At 67.2% G+C, this 17,165-nt stretch carries 16 protein-coding genes, 1 tRNA gene and 1 pseudogene; 12 read left to right on the top strand and 6 right to left on the bottom strand.

Annotation, left to right across the window (positions count from 1 at the left end; genetic code table 11):
- The first annotated feature begins 42 nt into the window (after window positions 1-42).
- The 6 genes from ACGFX9_RS14580 (at window position 43) to ACGFX9_RS14555 (ending at window position 8,072) form a co-directional block, all read left to right on the top strand.
- Window positions 43-2,319 carry a DUF262 domain-containing protein gene (locus ACGFX9_RS14580; protein WP_393470253.1) on the top strand — a complete coding sequence of 759 codons (2,277 nt, stop codon included), beginning with the start codon at window positions 43-45 and terminating at the stop codon, window positions 2,317-2,319.
- Between the two features lie 72 nt (window positions 2,320-2,391).
- Window positions 2,392-4,095, top strand: a complete 1,704-nt coding sequence (locus ACGFX9_RS14575; RefSeq protein WP_393470250.1) for a hypothetical protein — start codon at window positions 2,392-2,394, stop codon at window positions 4,093-4,095.
- A 274-nt stretch (window positions 4,096-4,369) separates the two neighbouring features.
- Entirely contained in the window at window positions 4,370-4,792 is a 423-nt protein-coding gene (locus ACGFX9_RS14570) for a hypothetical protein (protein ID WP_393470247.1), read from the top strand.
- Window positions 4,789-6,858, top strand: a complete 2,070-nt coding sequence (locus ACGFX9_RS14565) for an Hsp70 family protein (RefSeq protein ID WP_393470245.1) — start codon at window positions 4,789-4,791, stop codon at window positions 6,856-6,858. The genes ACGFX9_RS14570 and ACGFX9_RS14565 overlap by 4 nt, the downstream gene beginning before the upstream one ends.
- Before the next feature lie 56 nt (window positions 6,859-6,914).
- Window positions 6,915-7,127 (top strand): hypothetical protein, encoded by a 213-nt coding sequence (locus ACGFX9_RS14560; RefSeq protein WP_393470242.1) that lies wholly within the window; start codon window positions 6,915-6,917, stop codon window positions 7,125-7,127.
- A 531-nt stretch (window positions 7,128-7,658) separates the two neighbouring features.
- Entirely contained in the window at window positions 7,659-8,072 is a 414-nt protein-coding gene (locus ACGFX9_RS14555; RefSeq protein ID WP_393470239.1) for a hypothetical protein, read from the top strand.
- A 586-nt stretch (window positions 8,073-8,658) separates the two neighbouring features.
- Here ACGFX9_RS14555 and ACGFX9_RS14550 read toward each other — a convergent pair.
- From ACGFX9_RS14550 to ACGFX9_RS14540, 3 genes are read right to left on the bottom strand one after another with little or no spacing between them, the layout of a single operon-like run.
- Window positions 8,659-9,147, bottom strand: a complete 489-nt coding sequence (locus ACGFX9_RS14550) for a hypothetical protein (RefSeq protein ID WP_393470236.1) — start codon at window positions 9,145-9,147, stop codon at window positions 8,659-8,661.
- Window positions 9,144-9,467 (bottom strand): hypothetical protein, encoded by a 324-nt coding sequence (locus ACGFX9_RS14545; protein WP_393470234.1) that lies wholly within the window; start codon window positions 9,465-9,467, stop codon window positions 9,144-9,146. The genes ACGFX9_RS14550 and ACGFX9_RS14545 overlap by 4 nt, the downstream gene beginning before the upstream one ends.
- A complete protein-coding gene (locus ACGFX9_RS14540) occupies window positions 9,464-9,814 on the bottom strand; it encodes a hypothetical protein (RefSeq protein ID WP_393470231.1) in 351 nt (116 codons plus the stop codon). The genes ACGFX9_RS14545 and ACGFX9_RS14540 overlap by 4 nt, the downstream gene beginning before the upstream one ends.
- Before the next feature lie 372 nt (window positions 9,815-10,186).
- On the opposite strand from ACGFX9_RS14540, the gene ACGFX9_RS14535 reads away from it, so the two are divergent.
- Entirely contained in the window at window positions 10,187-10,552 is a 366-nt protein-coding gene (locus tag ACGFX9_RS14535; protein WP_393470229.1) for a hypothetical protein, read from the top strand.
- Window positions 10,553-10,705: 153 nt separating this feature from the next.
- Here ACGFX9_RS14535 and ACGFX9_RS14530 read toward each other — a convergent pair.
- Window positions 10,706-11,020 (bottom strand): annotated as a pseudogene (locus ACGFX9_RS14530) (IS110 family transposase); the annotation flags it as partial.
- Between the two features lie 20 nt (window positions 11,021-11,040).
- Here ACGFX9_RS14530 and ACGFX9_RS14525 point away from each other — a divergent pair.
- The 3 genes from ACGFX9_RS14525 to ACGFX9_RS14515 all read left to right on the top strand — a co-directional run bounded on the left by ACGFX9_RS14525 (window position 11,041) and on the right by ACGFX9_RS14515 (window position 12,973).
- Window positions 11,041-11,169 (top strand): hypothetical protein, encoded by a 129-nt coding sequence (locus ACGFX9_RS14525; protein ID WP_393470226.1) that lies wholly within the window; start codon window positions 11,041-11,043, stop codon window positions 11,167-11,169.
- A 1,365-nt stretch (window positions 11,170-12,534) separates the two neighbouring features.
- A complete protein-coding gene (locus ACGFX9_RS14520) occupies window positions 12,535-12,813 on the top strand; it encodes a tyrosine-type recombinase/integrase (protein WP_393470223.1) in 279 nt (92 codons plus the stop codon).
- Window positions 12,806-12,973: a hypothetical protein gene (locus ACGFX9_RS14515; protein WP_393470220.1), complete on the top strand. Its 168-nt coding sequence runs from the start codon at window positions 12,806-12,808 to the stop codon at window positions 12,971-12,973. Before ACGFX9_RS14520 ends, ACGFX9_RS14515 begins: the two co-directional genes overlap by 8 nt.
- 358 nt (window positions 12,974-13,331) lie before the next feature.
- On the opposite strand, the gene ACGFX9_RS14510 is transcribed toward ACGFX9_RS14515, so the two are convergent.
- Window positions 13,332-13,405, bottom strand: a tRNA-Pro gene (locus ACGFX9_RS14510).
- 130 nt (window positions 13,406-13,535) lie between these two features.
- On the opposite strand from ACGFX9_RS14510, the gene ACGFX9_RS14505 reads away from it, so the two are divergent.
- Complete coding sequence (locus ACGFX9_RS14505) at window positions 13,536-14,270, top strand: transketolase (RefSeq protein WP_393470217.1); 735 nt, start codon at window positions 13,536-13,538, stop codon at window positions 14,268-14,270.
- A 68-nt stretch (window positions 14,271-14,338) separates the two neighbouring features.
- Window positions 14,339-15,253 carry a transketolase gene (locus ACGFX9_RS14500; RefSeq protein ID WP_393470214.1) on the top strand — a complete coding sequence of 305 codons (915 nt, stop codon included), beginning with the start codon at window positions 14,339-14,341 and terminating at the stop codon, window positions 15,251-15,253.
- Here ACGFX9_RS14500 and ACGFX9_RS14495 read toward each other — a convergent pair.
- Window positions 15,219-16,547 (bottom strand): MFS transporter, encoded by a 1,329-nt coding sequence (locus ACGFX9_RS14495; protein WP_393470540.1) that lies wholly within the window; start codon window positions 16,545-16,547, stop codon window positions 15,219-15,221. The two genes, ACGFX9_RS14500 and ACGFX9_RS14495, sit on opposite strands and share 35 nt — an antisense overlap.
- Window positions 16,548-17,165 lie beyond the last annotated feature (618 nt).

Raw genomic sequence — 17,165 nt, 5'->3', positions numbered from 1 at the left:
TTCCGCCGACCAACCGACCTCGGACACTAGGAGCTCTTGGCCGTGCCACCCACTCTGTACCGCGATACGGGTTACACGCTCCGGCACCTGATCGAGAACATCGAAGGCGGCCGGATCGGACTCCCGGATATTCAGCGGCCGTTCGTCTGGTCGGCGGCGAAGACTCGGGATCTCTTCGACTCGATGTATCGGGGCTACCCGATCGGCACCCTGATGTTCTGGGAGACCGGAGCCGAGGTGGGGACACGGCAGATCGGGACGGAAGTTGGGGATCGGGCACCCCAGCTGTTGGTCGTTGACGGACAGCAGCGGCTCACCGCCCTCTTCGCCGTCCTGACAGGCCGCAAGATCGTCACCAAGTCCTTCGAAGAGATCAACGTGCGCATCGCCTTTCGTCCGGAGGATCAGACGTTCGAGGTCACAGATGCGGCGATCGAGCGTGACGCCCACTTCATTCCGGACATCACCGCACTCTGGACCCAAGGCGGTTACAAGCCCACCGTCCGGAAGTTCTTCCAACGCCTGGAACAGGCAAGCAGACAGGCCCTGTCCGACGCCGCCAAGGACGAACTCGAAGAACGAATAGACCGAGTCCGAGACCCGCACGAGTTTCGCTTTCAGGTGGTGGAGCTGGGCGCTTCGGCCGACGAGGAGCAGGTAGCCGACATCTTCGTTCGCATCAACTCCGAGGGCGTGAAGCTCAACCAGTCCGACTTCATCCTCACCCTGATGTCGGTGCACTGGGAGAAGGGCCGGCGCCAGCTCGAAGATTTCAGCCGGGCCGCGGTGATCGCGGGACTCCCAGGCCCGAGCCCTCGGAACGCCTTCCTGGATCCCCGGCCAGACCAACTCCTGCGCGTCGCGGTCGCTGTGGCCTTCAGGCGTGCCCGACTGCAGCACGTCTACAGCGTCCTGCGGGGCAAGGACCTCGAAACCGGCAAGGTCACCGTCACACGGCGACAGGAGCAGTTCGACCGGTTGGCCAAAGCGCACACGAAGGTCCTGGACCTGACCAACTGGCACGAATTCTTTCAGTGCGTCACGGAGGCCGGATTTCGAAGCCGCAAGATGATCACCTCCGACAACGCCCTGCTGTACGGCTATACGATCTGGCTGATCGGACACCACGACTTCGGGTTGACGGCCGACGAACTCCGTCCGGTGATCGCACGCTGGTTCTTCATGGCGCACACCACCGGCCGGTACTCCAACTCCCCAGAGTCGCAGATGGAGTTCGACCTGGGGCGGATCGGCAGTCTGCCTCACGGCGACGGCCAAGCCTTCTCCGCGGAACTCGACCGCATCATCGCGGCGAACTTCACTGGCGACTACTGGAACATTTCGCTGCCGAACCGGCTGGACACCTCCTCGTCGCGCTCACCGGTGCTGTTCGCCTACCAGGCTGCGCTGAACATTCTCGACGCCGAAATGCTGTGCGGCAGCCTACGAATCCGTGATCTTCTGGACCCCTCGGTCAAACCGGCCAAGGGCGTCGATCGGTACCACCTGTTCCACCCCAAGACGCTCGCCGGGCTGGGCATCACCGACCGGCGGCAGGTCAACGCCATCGCCAACATGGCTTACGTGACATGGCCGGCAAGCGAGATGACCAACACCGACGCGCCGCACGACTACTGGCCGAGGATCACCGACGCGATGGACCCGGTGGTACTCGAGCGGCAGGTACGTTGGCACGCGCTCCCAGTCGGCTGGGAGCAGCTTGACTACCCGACCTTCCTGGAACGGCGGCGCCAGCTGATCGCCCGGGTGGTGCAGGAAGCGTTCGAGAGCCTTATCAAGGAACGGCCTGCGTATGTCCCCACCGCGTCGGCCGACATCATCACCGCCGGCGAGTCCCAGAGCACCGAATTCAAGGCCAGTGCCCGCTGGAACGTGTACACGCAACAAGCCGACAAATCCTTACGGCACAACATCGTCAAGGCTGTCTGCGGTTTCCTGAACGGCGAAGGCGGCAATCTGTTCATCGGTGTGGCCGACGACTCGACTGTCCTCGGCATCGAGAGCGATCTCGCCACCCTGGAGTCGCAGGCCAGTGTTGACGGGTACGAGCTCTTCGTACGCCAACTCCTGGACAACGGTCTGTCCACCCCGACAGCGACCACCGTCCGCGTCCACTTCCCCGAAGTGTCCGGCCAGGTCGTCTGTCAGATCAGTGTTGCCGCGGCGGGTCGACCGGTGTTCGCCAAGCCCACGAAGGGCGGCAACGAGGCAACCGACTTCTGGGTCCGGGTCGGCAACGCCACCAAGCAACTCCACGGCGACGACCTCCTGCGCTACCAGGAGGAACACTGGGGGTGAGAGTCCATCGCCGAAGGTCACGATACGCATGAAGCCATACGGATTGTCAGATCTTGCGGATAGCCTGTCGGCGTGTACGACATAACGGACCCGGTTGCCGCGCGTCACGCGGCCAAAGCCGCTGAGCAGGAGCGGTTGGCACGTGCGCGTGACCGCAGGGAGAACCAGGCTGTCTCTGGAGTCAGCGGTTTCGTTCAGCGCAAGTGGCGTTGGCTCGGCGTCGGAGGCGGCGAGGCAGTCGAGTCGGTGCTCGCGATGCTCACGGAGGCGGTGGCTGCGACCGAAGTACCCAGTGCGGAGCGAGCGATCCTCGAGCGGGCCCTGCAGGGGGACCCTGACCGCGAGGCCCTGATGCCCGCGGTGCACGCGGGTTTGAGCGCCATGCCGCCGGAGTCGGTCCTCGCTCATCTGCGGAGCCTCTGGGCCGCTGATGTGCGATGGCTTAACGAGGCCGGCCTGGACCGGTGCAGGCTGCTGTGCTCTACGGCGCCCGGCTTGGACCTCGTCAGTAAGCGTTCCCACGCGGTCGCGGGCGGACCAGCCTTCTCCCTCTTCGCGACCGCAGCGACACGCGGCGCCGTCCCCGTACCGAATCGCTTTCTCGACGAGCTTCTCCCTTGGGCACCCCTCTCCGTCCTCGACGATCTGATCGACCACGGGGGCCTCGTGCGCGAGGATGCGCCCTGGACAAAGCGGGATGAGGGGGAAGCCCTCTACCTCCTCGCGCGTCTAGCTCCTGGCCAGGTCACAAGCGAGCAGGCCAAGCGCCGCAACTGGCAGGCCTACTTGCGGCGGCAGTCCTTTCTGCTCGGCGAGACCCTGGTCCGCCAAGAACCGGACGATGTATGGGACCTGCTGTGCGACGTCGTAATGGATGGCGACGTGACCTCCATGGCCGCGCTCGATGCCGCCCTGCCCCGAGCCCAGCAGGTCGAATTACGCGATCTCAAGTCGGGTGCTCTGTCCGGGCAGTGGCCGGCGGGCATGGTCGAAGACCGTGGACTCTGGCTGCTGATGGCCACTCTCTGGAGCCCAGGAGAGCTCGTAGACGCTGGGCGGAGTCCGTTCTACGCCCTCGTCGCCGTGAACCGTGCGTACGATTTGGTCAAGACTGGTGGCTTAGAGGCTGCGGCCCGGCAGGCTCGCTCCCTCACCCGGGACGGCTCGGGCAGCCGCAAGGTTCCCGTGGAGCTGGTGCAGGAGGGCTACGCCCTTGCAGCGTACGCGGCGGCGAGGCAGAGCGAACAAGCCGATTCGCGCACGGAACGCGACAAGCTTCTCGAGGCCGCAGAGGACTACGTCGACAGGGCCGCCGCACAGGGCGGAGCCGTCGCCGAAAGCAACCTTCGGCTCTTCCGCGCCTGGAGAGGGATGAGAAGAAACGACCGCGGTCCGTTCAGCAACCCCTTCCTCGACATCGGCCTGGAACACGGAGCCGACGGTTGGGAGCAGCGCTGCAGGGAGATATTCCGACAGCACGAGGGCGATGCGAAAGCCCAGTCGCAACTGAACATGGCCGAGGAACGCATCCGTGGTGCACAGCGCGGGGAAGCAGGTTGGGACGTCTTCTACCAACTACCGCTCGACAGATCCCGGTATGTTCTGCCATCCCAGGTGCCGCAGCATCTGGTGCCCCAGGTGGAAGCCATGCCCCGTCGAACTCCGGTGACAAGCGGCAGCGAGCTGGAGGCCATCCGTGCCCGTGCCGCAGTAGAACTCCTCGCCAACTTCCGCACCACCGCGCCGCGCCTCGACCGCCACAGCTCCACACAATGACCCGACCAACGCCATCGCCTTGCCCCAACATCCGTCCGAACCAGACAGAACAGCCCTGATGCCTCCCAAGAAGAAGATCCCCAAAAGAGAGCGACCGCACCGTCTCTGCCCTGCGTGCGGCCAGACGCAACCCGGTGCGCATGACTCGCCGCCACCGCACAGGCCCGGAGGCCTGAAGCGCCGTAAGGAGCGACGGCAACGGACGGGTATTTCGGTCAATCCCGCGGAGGCCAGTGTCGCCGAGGCTCCTCCTGGACCTGATCCGATCGACGCGATGACGGTCATCAAGGGGGTGGCGGCCCGCGTACCGGAGGCTCTTGAGGCCGCGGGGTCCGACGAGGGGCCCCCAGCCAGTGCGCTCACCGCGGCGGTGCGCCGAGCAGTCCTGGACGAGTTCCGTACTCGCGCCCAGTTCTCCGGGCATCTTGCCGAGATCGACGCTCTGCTCTGGTCCAGGGCTGGGGCGAGCCGCGAGGCCATCGAGGGCGCGATGACAGGGCACCTGCGGGAGCTCCGGCTGCTACGGGTCACAGAGCCGGAAGAGAGCGACCGGTTCGTGGTGACCGAAGGCGAGGGAGACGCCTTCGAGCTGCTGAGTCCGGCCTATGTGGACGAGTTGACGGGGAAGGTCATTCTCGCGGGGCAGCTGCGGCGCGTTGCCGGACCCGCGGATGTGCAGGCGGGGGAAGAAGCATGACGGCAGCCGGAATCGACTTCGGGACCACCAACTCAGTCGCCGCGCAGTGGAACGGCGAATATGTCGAAGTACTGGAGATCGGCGGGCAGGGCCTAGACGCCAACTGGGGGCGCCGGGGGTTCGAGCTGCTCTACCCGTCGGTTGTCGGAACGAGTTCTCTGCGGCCGGGCGCCCTGTTCGGTTGGGAGGCGAAGCTCCGCTCCGAGCAAGCCGTCGAGGCGTGCAAGAGGATGTTGCGCGAGGAGCCGTTCGTCAAGCTCGGCGGCGAGCGGTTCGCCGCTACCACGGCCGCCGCCGGTGTCTTCCATGCCATCGCGGGAGCGGCGGAAGAGGAGGCCGCTACCGAGATCCGCGAGGCCGTCATCACCGTGCCCGCCAACGCGACGGGGGCAGCCCGCTTCCGGACACGTGAGGCCGCGCGAGCCGCAGGGATCACGGTCCGCACCCTGTTGAACGAACCGACAGCGGCGGCGATCGCCTACGCACACGAGATGGAGGTCGACGGCGAGTTCCTGGTCTTCGACTGGGGTGGCGGCACAATGGACGCCACCCTCCTCCTGCACGACGACGGCTTCTTCGACGAGAAGGCAAGCCGAGGCGTCAACCGCCTGGGCGGCCTGGAGATCGACGCCCGACTGCGCCGCATGGTCCTCGACCGCGCACCCTCACAGGGGCGTTGGAGCGATTCCGAGAAGCGAGCGTTCGCCCTGGAGATCGAGCGGGCCAAGATCCTGCTGTCCCACCAGGAATCAGTCGGCATCCGCACCCCCGACGGCGCCCACGTCGAAATCGGACAGGACGAGTTCTCGGAGGCCATCCAGGACCTCATCAACCGTGCGCTCGACCCGGTGGAGAAGTGCCTGGAGCAGGCGCGGATCGATCCGCAGGACCTCACCGCGGTGTTGATGATTGGCGGCAGCAGCCAGATCCCCGCCGTGCGCGCCGCCGTCGCAGAGGCACTCGACTGCGAACTCGTGGACACCGCCCTCTGCGACCCGATGACCGCGGTGGCCCAGGGCGCGGCGATCAGCGCCGCCGCGATGGACGGCGAGCTGAAGAGCATCATCCGCGTGGTCAACGCACACGCCCTGGGAACCGTCACCAAAGACCGCGGGGGCAGACGGAGCTTCAGCGCCCTCATCGACCGCAACCAGCGGTTGCCTCAACAACGCATGAAGTCGTACGAACCGACCAAGCACAACGTCTCGCAGTTGACCGTCGAGGTCTGGGAGGGCGACCCGGACCGTGAGGTCGACCATCCGGACAACGTGAAACTGACCGACCTCGTCCTGACATACCCCGAGCCTTGCAAGGCCGAAGACGGTGTCTTCGACTTGGAGTACACCTACAGCAAGGAAGGTCTACTGACCGTCACAGCGACTCTCCAGAAGACCGGCCAGGTCGTCCTCGACGGCGAGGTGAAGGTCTTCGGGGACGGAAACGTTCTGCCGGAAGTGAAGGAGGAACTCGACCGGCTGCTCGCCCTCACCTCTCCCGTCCGGTCTACGGCCGCCCCGACTCATCCCCAGCAGTCGCAGGCCAATGGACACAGCGCGAATGTGGCCAAACCCGCTCCACCGCGTTCCACCCCTCACTCGGTCGGTCAGAAGGCCGACACGGCACCACTCGTCGTCGACGGATCCAATCTCGCCTGGAACGGGCGGCCGCCACGTGCGTCCGGCGGCAAGCCGAGCTTCGCGGCTCTGGAGACGGCCGTGCGGTCCCTGCAGTTCAAGCACCCTCAGCGCGACATCCACGTAGTAGTCGACGCCACCCTCCGGCACGACGTCACTGCTGGGGAACGGCCGTCCGTCGAGGCGGCCATCGCCGACGGAACCGTGGTACAGCCGCCGGCCGGTACTGAGGGCCGAGGCGACGCCCTAGTGATCAGCATCGCCGACGAAGTAGGTGGGGTGATCGTCTCGAACGACAACTTCGCACCGTTCCAGCGGGCCAATCCATGGCTGCGGAACGCGGGACGAGTCATCGGAGCCACCCACACGCAGGGAGTGTGGGTCTTCAATCGACGGGTCCCAAATCCTATTGCGCCACCCCAGCGGAGGTAGATCGATCCGTGCGTCGGGTGCCGGGAAGACGCCCGTGTCCGCCTGCGTCGGGGCCGTTGGAGCAGTACGCGGCCCGGTTCGACGACCTCTTCTTCAGTCTGGCCCAGCGGCGGGGTTTCCGCGAGTATCTGACCGGGCTGCTGGCGCCGCGGGAGCGGAACAAGACGATCACGTGCCTGGCAGGGGCGGAGCCGGTGGCGGGTGCGGGGATGCCGGGGGTGCAGCGTCTGCAGTTCTTCCTGTCCGAGTCCCCCTGGGAGGCCGAGTAGATCGGCAACCGGCGGCTCGAGCTGCTGCGCGAGCAGGCGGCGACGGCTCCGCACACGGCAGTGGCTGGGCCGGCTGGGCAAGACGGACAACGGCATCGTCACGGTGACCACGGTATGGACCGACGGCCGCGTGTACTACCCGCTGCACGTGCACGCGACCCCTTACACCCCCGCCCACCACTTCACCCGCACCGGCTCCGCCCCGGCCTTCCCCACAAAACCACAGATCGGTGCCGCTCTCGCGGTCCGCGGGGGGGGGGGGGGGGGAGGCAGGCTTCGGCTGCCGGGCGGTGGTCGCCGACTGCGCCTACTCCGTCAGCGACGACTGGTACCTCGCCCAGTGCGAGGCCGCCCTGGCCTACGTGGTCGCGCTCAAACCGCACCGCGTCACCCGGGCACGAGCCAACCAACCGCACGCCCCCGTCGACGCAGCCCGCGCCATGACCTGGCGCAACGCTAAACATCCCGGCGACTGCACACCAGTTGAGCGTCACTTCCGCGACGGCCATACCAAAACCTGGTGGGCCGCCGATGCCCGCCTCGGCGGCTACGGCCCCCACGCACCCTGCCGCCTGGTCGTGGCCCACCAACCCGGCCACCCTGCCGGAGAAGGCCACCTGGTACCTGACCACCAACCTGCCCCACCCCAACGCCGCCCGCGCCTCCACCAGCCCACACCCGCCGGCCGGCCTCACCGAGATCCTCCGCCTCTGCGTTCTGCGGCCGTGGATCGAGCAGAGCTACAAGCAGATCAAGGACGAACTCGGCTGGGCCGACTTCCAGGTCCGCACCGACCGCGCCATCCGCCGCCACCAGACCCAGGTCAACTGCGCCATCGCCTTCTACTGGCACCAGTGGTTCGCCCCGCCCGGACCCGTGGACGCCATCGCTCCGGCCCCATGCCCCGCTTTCCCGAACACCGGGGCGCCTAACCCTCACCACTGACGCCCCTGTGAAACTACACGCAATTCCCCATCGGCAGCGCCACCTTCCCCGCCCAACTGTTCGACGGGGCAAAGAGATCTCCCAGGCGCCCGTGCCGATGGTCTGCGTGGAAAACCACAGCACCTATCGAACCCTGCTCAAAGTGCTACGTGCCAGGACTCCGGCACCCTGGGCGGCTGTCGCGTGGGTGCAGGGCCGCAACACCGCCCCCCCTCGAATCCATCTCCGCCCTCCCGTTTCCGGTCATGCGCCTCGACTACATGGGAGACCTGGACTCAACCGGCCTGAAAATCGCGGCAACGGTATGCGCGATCGTCCACGACGCCAGTGTCGAAGCAGGCCCGGCACAAAGACTGTGGGCGCTACTGCTGGCCCAGCCATCGCGTGAGGGAGAACGGGCTGGCAGCCAAGAGGTCCCGTGCAGCATCCGCTTGGCTCCCGGAAGACCTCCGAGAGCAGGCCCGTCGACTTCTTATTGCAGGACGCAGAATTCCTCAGGAAGCCCTGCGCGCCGAACTTCTCCTCGATGTCCCCCTGCTCTGAGCGGCTTCAGGGTTGCCGGTGTCGGCGGCGACAGAAGCCTGGCTCATCCAGTACTTCCGTGTAATCGATCATGCCCGTCAGCGAAGACCCGGTCTGCCATCTCATCATCCTGATGCAACAGGTTTCTTAGCTCGGTGGTCTTCGCACGGACGGAGACAACATCCGTGAACTCCTCGTCGCGAATGTAGACGATCGACCGCATGTTTTCGCCGGAGTTTGCGACCATGCCACACTCCAGGACGGGGCGGCCGTTGCTGCCTGTTACTTCCAGATTGTGGCGGCAGTGGTCAAAGTGCGGCCCGGTCTCGGTGCAGTCGCGGTAGCTCGGACAGGCGTGTTGCTCGCGGCGTTCGCAGGAGATGAGCTCGGCGATGGCACTGATGGCGGCTATTGGGTCGGGGGAGCCGGCGACGACATCGATAACTCCCCCGTAAAAGGCGTCGAGGGCTGGGCTGCCGAGCCCGATCGCGCCAGCAGCGACATGGTCGGCCTCAAGCTGGGCAATGACGTGCGCGGCGGAGAGCGAGGTCATGCTGTCACCTCTGCTTCGACTCCGGTTCGCTTGGCGAGGTAAAGGAAGACGGCGCTGATCCCGGCCAGCGGGTCGCTGCCGGGCGCCAGCGGCGCGCAGACGATCACCGCATTGATGAAGACCTCAATGCGTTCGTCGAGGCGTCCGGCTTCCCGCATGCGGGTACGGAAGCCTTCCATGACCTCGCTGACGGCGTCGGTGCGATCGGTACTGTCAGCGCACGAAGCACACAACCCGTACTGCTCGCCGGTCTTGCCGGAGCGGACCGTGACGGCTGGGCCGCCCTCGTAGACGCACACGGAGGTGTCGGTGAGTGTCATACCGGTGTCACCTCATGATGCGTGAGGACGTGGTTGAGGGCTGAGAGGCGAAGGTGCGGGTCCTGGTCGACGGGGACGACGAAGACCCGATCGCCGTTCAATTCCACGTAGGCGGCGACGTAGCTTTCACGGAGTTTATGATCCAGTGTGGATAGGTCCCACGCCACCACCCGGAGTCCGTACTCAGCGGTGAGCGCCTCGAACGCCATCACCGGGTTGGTTTTGACGTAGCTAGAGTGATTCAGGTTGTCGTTGTCTGACGCAAGAACCTCTCCGACTGTCCGGTGCTTTGAACCGTGGGACTCCGTGCGCCTGGCGTCGGGGATTGTCGCTGCCGTCTTCGGCATACTGCGCCTCCTGGGAGAGGATAAAGGGCTGTTGTCTCGTGGCGGGGATGAGAGCTGCGGCTGAGTTCCCTGTCTTGATAGATGTCCCGTGGGGCACGGTCGAGGTGGAAGCCTCGTTCGAGGGGGGCCGCTCCCGGATGCAGGTCACCTCTTGGTGATTTGCGGGTAAAATGCGCCGCTTCAGTTCGGCAGCCATGCTCTCCAGTCCATTTGCGAAGCCGTTGCTCAACATCACCGCGTCGGGCGCGCCGGGAGAATCTGGAATCGCTGGGTTGGGTTGCGGAAGCGAAGAGAGTGAGGATGACGGCTGGGGTGCCGAATGGCAGCAGCAGCGCCCCGTTGGTCCGTCGGCCCTTCCTCGTCTAGGGAAGAGTGACCCCCTTACGAGAGGTCAAGCCACTCAGTCGACGTGATCCCTTCCAGCAGCGGCGTCTTGAGTACAAGCGGTACGCCCGTCAGATCACCCAGGTGCTGCGCGAACGGGAGCGGGAATGCCCTCGTGTCGTTGCTTCGGCCGAAGCCAAGGCCACAGTGAGCCAGTTCCTCATCGAGGGGCACCAGTCCAAGTACGGCTACGTTCGCGCCGTGCTGCGGCCCCACGAAGGGCGCGATGACTTTCTGCCCAACTCGCTCGTCACCAGCCCGCAGCGCGCCGAGATCAAACGCCGTGTCCTGACGGCTTTGGCAGACGGGACGCGGAAGCAGTCGATGGCGTCGCAAGCGTTTGGAGCGGGGTGAGTCCCGCCACTGTGCCCCAGGTGCGGCGCCCGTAGCCATGGCCAAACTCACCGAGGAACAGCGCCAGTGTCGGCAACGTGCCACCGCCCGCGCTCGGCACCAGGCCCTCGCTGCCGAGCGGGAAGACCGACAGGACAGGGTGCAACAAGACAGATGGGCGCGGGACGGAAAACGACGCCTGTCGTAGCAGGCCCGCGATTCGGGGCTGCTCAGCGAGGCGAACGAGGCCAGGAACAGGGCCCGTTTGAGCATCTTCTTGCCGCCGCGGGGCGGTCCTTCGCCCCGGATGGAGGTTCCCGATCAGCGGGTGGTGGGGGTCAGTCCCGCGTAAGAGGCCAGGTGGGCGGCGGTGGGGAACGCGCCGGCATCGCCGACCTCGGCCAGGATGCGAGCACCGGTCCTGACCGCGACCCCGGGCATGGAGGTCAGGACCTTCGCGAGAGGGTGGGCCCCCAGCAGGGCGGCGACCCGTATCTCCAGGATGTCCGGTGAGCGACCGTAACAAGGATGTGGAGACCCTCGCCCTGCGCCATCAGTTCGTCATCCTGGAGCGGCAACTAGGCACGAAACGGACTACGTTCACTGCGCAAAGCCGGGCGCCCCTGGTCGTCTCCTGATGTCACTACCCCGTCAGGTTTTGCGCCGGCCCCCATTACTGAACCGGCCCGACACGACGCTGCCCGGCACCTCGCTCTGATCAAGCCGCATCATGCCCGCAGCGGGGGCTGAGCCACTTGTCAGGGTGCAGCCAGCAATCGCCGACCGCTTGGCCATGAGCCGTCAGAACAGCCGAGGCCCGGTCGCGTCCCACTGCCAGCGCGGCATGCGTGTTCCCGACACCGAACGAGCAACGAACACCGCTGTCCTTCCGGAGCTTTGCACTACGGCATGCATGGGCCCATCACCGAAGGTTCTATTGCTCCATCCGGCGCAGCCCGCCACGCCAGGGCGCCGTAGCCCAGTAAGCCTGCGCCTGGAACCCGCCGAAGTAACTGCCCAGGACGTGTGGTGTCCTCCAGACGCCGACGCTGCGCCACTGAGCAGCAACTGCAGGCGCCCACCGGTACCGAAGCGAGATTCGATGCCCGTCTAGCAGCGATGCAAAAGCGACAAACGCAGCACTCGTTACCTCTGCCAGAAGGCCCGATGCGGACACCCTTGGACCGTGCGCTATCGCGAACCGCGCAGCGCCGGAGGCCGCCAACGTGAACGGAGCTTCGAGAATAAGTGGCAGGCAGACGCCTACGCCGCACGATTGCAACGAGACAAGTACGACGGTCTCTTCCTCGACCCCCGAGCGGACAAATCCCCTTGCGCGCCTACGCCAAGCAATGGTTGCAACGCCAGGTCATCTGCGACTCCACCTACCGCAACTACGAGAGCTTTCTGCGCATCCACGTGCTCCCACCGCTCGGAGATCGGCCCATCGCCGGAATCGAGCGATGCGACATCGACGTGCTCGTCACTGCCCTTGGCCAGGATCTGGCCGCGAGCACGGTACGCGACCGCATGAAGACGGTCTCGAGCCTTTTTCAAAGCGCTGTCAAAGACAAGCGACGGCCCGATGACCCCACCGACGGCGTCAAACTCCCCCGCAGGGCATCCCCCGCGCTCGACGAGGACCTGCTGCCCACCCTGCAAGAAGTCGATCTGATCGCTGAGCACATCTCGCCGCACTATCGGCTGACCGTTTACCTGCAAGCTGGGGCGGGGCTACGGATCAGCGAGGCCCTCGCCTTCACAGCCGACTGCCACCGCTCCGAATTTCTGCGGCTGCGCCGACAGGTCAGTGCCAAGGGGCACCGCATGGACTGCGCAACGCGGTTCGTGCCGCTCAAGCACCGCTCCGCCAAGGAGTACCGGGACGTCCCGCTGCCACCTTTCCTCAATCAAGAGATCGAGGCGCATCTACGCATGTGGGGTACGTCGAGCGGTCCGGCCACGAGGTGCTGTTCGCGCCACGCGTCCGCGGAAAGGGGACCATGCCCACGGCCACCACGTACGCCTACCACTTCCGTAAGGCACTCCGGGACGCAGAACTCGTCCACCCCGACGGCACCCCTTGGTACACGCCGCACTGCCTGCGCCATTTCTTCGCCTCCAGTGCCCTGGGCCACGGCATTCCCGTACACGAAGTCTCCCGCTGGCTCGGACACCGGTCGATCAAGACCACGGTCGACATCTACGGCCACCTCATCCCCGCCTCCTGGGAACGCTGCCGAACGATCATGCAGGCAGCGCTGCGGCCCCCACGTGCCTGACGGCCGACACCGCGACACCCGCATCTTCAAGACCGACAAGGCCGTCCACCGCTTCGTCGGGAAACCTCGCCAAGCGCCCCGGACCTTCATACTCCTCGGGCTGTTCTATCCCCGGCGCGGCATCGCCGACTGCTTCCAGGACGAGTTGTTCCCGCTGTAGCTCAGAGAAGCTCCAGCCACCCGCGCCTCCGACGGATTTTGAACCTCTCGCTTCCGCATTCAACAATTCCATGCGTCCCGCAACCACGATCACCGAAAAAGCGACATACCCGCCAAACGGAACCGGACATGGGGTCAAGGATTCGCATGGCCCCATATCCCGGCCTCCGGATATGGGGTCACCGCTTCACTCCCAAGAAACCGAATATGTGCGCAGCCGCCCGAGTGGGAGCAAACAGGTAAGGGGTCGTGTGGGGGCGTGCTCCCGCTCCCCGCTCCCACCTGGGAGCGACCGGGCAACAGAAAAAGGGCCGTTCGAAAACGGCCCTTCACCTGCGACGTTCGATAGTTCGAACTAGTCGGGACGACAGGATTTGAACCTGCGACCCCTTGACCCCCAGTCAAGTGCGCTACCAAGCTGCGCCACGTCCCGGTGCCCGTGTGACCTGGGGTTTCCCCTGGCCGAACGTGCACCGAAACAATACCGCACTCCGGGCGGTGATCGCTCACACCTTTCGCGGGGCGTTGACCTCAAGCCTACTTGAGGTTGCACGCTCTGTGTCATGACGACCACCACGGAACCCGGATACGACTACGGACACGCAGATCTCTCCCGCCTCATGGCGCTGATGACAGGGGACGAGAAGCACGGGCCCGCCGCGACCTCCACTCTCGACGCGCTCTGGGTCCTCTACGACCGGGTGCTCAGGGTCACGCCCGAGCGCGTGGACGATCCGGAGCGCGATCGGTTTCTGCTCTCCAAGGGGCATGGGCCCATGGCGTACTACGCCGTCCTCGCCGCCAAGGGCTTCGTACCCGTCGACTGGCTGGAGGGGTTCGGGGCGTACGACTCTCCGCTGGGGCATCACCCGGACCGGGTGCTCGTGCCGGGGGTCGAGATCGGGAGTGGGTCGCTCGGGCATGGGCTGCCGATCGCCGTCGGGACCGCGCTCGGGCTTCGGGCGCAGGGGAACCGGGACGCGCGGGTGTGGGTCCTCGTGGGGGATGCCGAGCTGGACGAGGGCAGCAATCACGAAGCGATCGCCTTCGCCGGGCCGGCCGGGCTCGAACAGCTGCACACCGTCGTGATCGACAACGCCTCCGCGCGCCATGCGCGGCCCGGTGGCATCGCCGCGCGCTTCGAGGTGGCGGGGTGGTCCACCGCGACCGTCGACGGTCGCGATCACGACGCGCTGTACGCGGCGTTCACCGCGCCGCATCCGGGCCGGCCGCGGGTGGTCGTGGCCCAGGTCGAGCCGAAGGGTGGCGTGGGCGCGCCCACGCCTGCTCGAGGGTGATCGGTCGTCCGCCGTCCGCGTGGCCCCGAACGGCTTCGTTTCCGCTTCTCTTGGAAGGTTCCTCTGTCATGGACACCATGCGTGATCGCTTCGCCCCCGTCGTCTCCCGTTTGCTCGACGAGGATCCTCGCGTCGCCGTCGTCCTCGCCGAGATCGGCACGGACGTATTCAAGGAGACGCAGCGCAAGCACCCGGACCGGGTCATCAATGTCGGCATCCGGGAGCAGTTGCTCATCGGGGCCGGGGCCGGGCTCGCGCTCGCCGGGCTGCGGCCCGTCGTACACACGTTCGCGAGCTTTCTCGTGGAGCGGCCGTTCGAGCAGGTCAAGCTGGACTTCGGGCATCAGGGCGTGGGCGGGGTACTGGTCAGCGCGGCCGCCTCCTTCGACTGGCCCGCCGGTGGTTTTACGCACATGTCGCCGGGCGATGTGGCGCTGCTCGACACGCTCGACGGCTGGACCGTGCAGGTGCCGGGGCATCCCGACGAGGCCGAGACGCTGCTGCGACACGCTGTCGCCGCGGGCGACGACAAGGTGTACGTCCGGCTCTCGGAGCAGTCCAACGGGCGTGGGCTGCCGGTCGACGGGAAGCACTTCCACACCGTGCGTGAGGGGGGCGGCGGGGTCGTGATCGCCGTCGGGCCGATGCTGGACAACGTACTCGCCGCGAGTGAGGGGCTCGATCTCACCGTGCTGTACGCGACCACGGTGCGGCCCTTCGACGTCGAGGCGCTGCGGCGGGCGACGGCGGCCGGGGCGGTGGCCGATGTCGTGGTCGTCGAGCCCTATCTGGCCGGGACCTCCACCGCCGCCGCGAACGACGCCCTCGCCGATGTCCCGCACCGGGTGCTCGGGCTCGGTGTCGGCCGTGCCGAGCTGCGCCGCTATGGGCAGGTCGACGAGCACATGGCCGCGCATGGGCTCGACGTACGGTCCTTGCGTGAGCGGATCACCGGCTTTCTGGGGGCGCGGGCTCTCGTATAGCGGACTCTCGTGTGGCGGGCTCTCGTACAGCGGGCTCTCGTGTGGCGGGCTCTCGATCGGCCGTTCTCACTTCGCGCGTCGGCCCGCCGCCTGAGACCGGGTTTCTGGCATCCACCCGCACCAACCCGCGTATCGCGGGCACCGACAGCATCGCCAGGCATACGACGACCGTCGTCACCGCGCCCGTGATCAGTACCTGTTCCGTGCCGAAGGCGTTCGCTGCGGGGCCCGCGAGGGCCTGGCCGACCGGTAGCAGGGCGATGGATCCCGCGACGTCGTAGGCGTGGATGCGGTTGAGGACGTCGGGGGGCACCTGGGTCTGGACGCTCGTCGCCCACATCACGCCCCAGAAGGAGAGTCCGGCGCCCGCGACCGCGGCGCCCGCCGCCATCAGCGGGACGCCCAGCTGGGCGCCGACCGCCGCGGGGAACGCGCAGTAGCCGATCAGGGCGACGGAGCCCGCGCGGAGCATGCGGTGGGGGCGCAGCCGCAGGGCGACCAGGCCGCCGAGTACGGTGCCGGCGCCCAGGGCGGAGTTGATCAGGCCGTACGCGCCTGAGCCGTGCTCCTGGACGACGAGGGTCGCCACGAGGGGCGTGAGCGGGCCCGTCGTCGTGATCATCAGGAGGCAGAAGATGGCGATGACGCCCCACAGCCAGGTGTGGGACCTGAACTCCCGCCAGCCCTGCACCAGATCGGCCCGGAAGCCGTTGCTGTGCGGGAGCGCACCGGGGAGTGCGGGTGGCAGGCGGAGGAGGAGCAGGCACAGGGCGCTCAGGCCGTACGTTCCCGCGTGCGCGGCGAAGACGGCGCCGGGCGAGGCGAAGGCCACGAGGACGCCCGCTACGGCCGGTCCTGCCAGGGCCGCGGCCGACTCGGCCACGCGTATCGCGCCGTTGGCCTTCTGGACGTCGGTGGCGAGGCGCGGGACCGTGCTGGCGACGCCGGGCTGGAAGAGGGCACCCGCGGCGCCGTTGACCGCGCCGATCACGCAGATCTGCCAGAGGACGACGTGGCCGGTGAAGAAGAGGACCGCCGCGACGGACTGCGTGCCGAGCCGGACGGCGTCGGCGCCGATCATCAGCAGGCGGGTGCTTACGCGGTCGGCGAAGACTCCGCCGAAGATCACGAGCCCCGCGAAGCAGACGGTCGTGGCGGCCATCGCGAGTCCTACGGCACCCGCGCCATGCCCGTGCTGGAGCAGTCCCGCGGCGAGCGCGACGGGCAGCATGGTGTCGCCGAGCTTGGCCACGGATCGCGCCGCGAAGAAGAAGCCGAAGTCCCGCGACCAGATGCTCTGGCGGTCCCTGCTGGGCCGCCGTGCGCCCGTGCGGTCGTCCCTGCTGGGCTGCCGTGCCTCCTTGCGGTCGTCCCCGCTGGGCGGCCGTGCCTCCTTGCGGCCCCCGCTCGGCGTGCGTTCGCCCTGGCGGCCCCCGCCGGGCGGACGTGCACCCTCGCCGTCATCCCCGCCAGGCAGCCGTGCCTCCTTGCGGCCCCCGCTCAGCGGCCGTTCGCCCTGGCGGCTCCCGCCAGGCATCCATTCGCCCTTGCGGCCGCCGCCGGGCAGCCGCGCGCCCTCCCCGTCATCCCCGCCGGGCAGCCGTGCACCCTTGCGGTCGCCACGCGTTCCGGCATCCTTCCGGTCGCCAGGCGCACCCGCGTCCGTGGGGCCCCCGGGCACTTCCATGCCCTCCTGGCCACCACGCGTTCCGGCATCCTTCCGGTCGCCAGGCGCACCCGCGTCCGTCCGGCGGCCGGGCGTTTCCGTGCCCTTCCGGTCGCCAAGGGGCCCGGCGGCCGTCCCACGGCCAGGCACTCCCGTACCCTCCCCGCCGCCAGGCACTCCCGTACCCTCTCGGCCGCCACGCGCCTCCCCGTCGTCCCGGCCGACGTCGATCCATTTGCCCCCTGA

The sequence above is a fragment of the Streptomyces sp. NPDC048436 genome (genome assembly GCF_043200355.1).
Taxonomy (GTDB): Bacteria; Actinomycetota; Actinomycetes; order Streptomycetales; family Streptomycetaceae; genus Streptomyces.
This window is presented reverse-complemented; position numbering and strand designations above follow the sequence as displayed.